The sequence below is a fragment of the Streptomyces flavofungini genome (genome assembly GCF_041028215.1).
In the GTDB taxonomy this organism is placed as follows: domain Bacteria; phylum Actinomycetota; class Actinomycetes; order Streptomycetales; family Streptomycetaceae; genus Streptomyces; species Streptomyces flavofungini_B.
In genome coordinates this window covers 1-1,630 of record NZ_JASKYR010001154.1, presented here as the reverse complement: position 1 = coordinate 1,630, position 1,630 = coordinate 1, and the positions used below count along the sequence as shown (strand labels likewise).

Annotated in this window: 2 protein-coding genes; both read right to left on the bottom strand. The window is 74.3% G+C overall.

The window, feature by feature from the left end:
* A partial coding sequence (locus AB8Z36_RS39295; protein ID WP_369218148.1) for an RsmE family RNA methyltransferase occupies positions 1-407 on the bottom strand: 407 nt, incomplete at its 3' end.
* Positions 404-1,486 carry a nitronate monooxygenase gene (locus AB8Z36_RS39290; RefSeq protein WP_369218147.1) on the bottom strand — a complete coding sequence of 361 codons (1,083 nt, stop codon included), beginning with the start codon at positions 1,484-1,486 and terminating at the stop codon, positions 404-406. The genes AB8Z36_RS39290 and AB8Z36_RS39295, both read right to left, overlap by 4 nt.
* Positions 1,487-1,630 lie beyond the last annotated feature (144 nt).

Genomic DNA, 1,630 nt, shown 5'->3' with positions numbered 1-1,630 from the left:
GCATCACGCAGTGGAAGGGCGAGCGCCTTGAGGCCGCGCTCGCCCTTCCACTGCGTGATGCAGCGCGACGCGGCCCACGGCACGACGGCGTCGACGCCGGTCTCCGTCATGGTCTCCACGGCCAGCTCACCACGGTCGCCCTTGGGCAGCGCCTGGACGACGGTGATGCGGGGCGACTCCGCGGGCTCCTCGGCGACGGAGTCCATGTGGACGATCAGCCGGTCCTTGCCCTCGGTGTCCACGACCACGCAGTCCGCCCAGCGCCCCGCGCCGTCGGTCAGCACGACGTCCTCACCGGCGCGCAGCCGCTTCACGGAGACGGCGTGCCGTCCCTCGGGCCCGTCGAGCACATAGCGCCCGCCGCCGCCCGCGTCGAAGTGCTCCACGACGAACACGGGCGCGGTCATCGCTCGTCCCCCTGGCCCACCGGGGCCGACGCCGCCCGCGCCTCGGCCAGTTCGGTTGTGAGGACCTCCACGAGCCGTCCCGCGGGCAGCTCCCGGGCCAGCCGGTGGCCCTGCCCGGCCCAGAGCGCCATGGCCTGCGCGTCACCGGCCTTCGCCGCGGCCTTGCGCAGGGCGCTGGTCAGGTGGTGCACCTGGGGGTAGGCGGCGGGCGCGTACGGGCCGTGCTCGCGCATGAAGCGGTTGACCAGGCCGCGCGCGGGCCGCCCGGAGAAGGCCCGGGTCAGCTCGGTGCGCACGAACAGCGGGTTGGTCATGGCCTGCTTGTGCAGGGCGTTGGCGCCCGACTCCGGGGTGACGAGGAAGGCGGTGCCGAGCTGGGCGGCGTCCGCGCCCGCCGCGAGCACGGCGGCGATCTGCGCGCCGCGCATCAGGCCGCCGGCGGCGATCACGGGGAGCTGCACGGTCTCGCGGACCAGGGTCAGGAGAGTGAGCAGGCCGAGCCCGGCGCCGTCGGTCTCCGGCTGGTCCTTGTGGGTGCCCTGGTGGCCGCCCGCCTCGACGCCCTGTACGCAGACGGCGTCGGCGCCCGCCCACTGGGCGGTCTGCGCCTCCTCGGGCGTGGTCACGGTGACGACGGTCAGGGTGCCGACGCGCGCGAAGGAGTCCAGGACGTCGCGGGAGGGGCAGCCGAAGGTGAAGGAGACGACCGGCACGGGGTCGTCGAGCAGGATCGCGAGCTTGGCGTCGTACCCGTCGTCGAGTCCGCTGTCCGGGTCGCCGAGCTGGGTCTCGTACCAGGTGGCCTCGCCCGCGAGCTGGTTGCGGTACACCTCGACCGCCCCCGCGTCCGCGCCGTCGGGCTGCGGCATGAAGAGGTTGACGCCGAAGGGGCGTGCGGTGAGCCCCCTGACCTGCTTGATCTCCTGGTACATCCCGTCGGCGGTCTTGTACCCGGCGGCGAGGAACCCGAGCCCTCCTGCGTCGGACACGGCCGCGGCCAGCTGCGGGTTCGAGGCCCCGCCCGCCATGGGGGCCTGCACGATCGGACAGCGGCAGAGATCGGTCAGTGCGGAGGACATGACGGCATCGTGCCACGCTCCGAGCACCGCACCGAATCGCACACCCCACACCGGCATGCACCACCCCCTACGCCCCGCCCGACGACTGCGGCCCGTCCCGGGTCGCTCGCCCAGTTCCGCGGGGCGYWGKSSSWGGKGCATGCC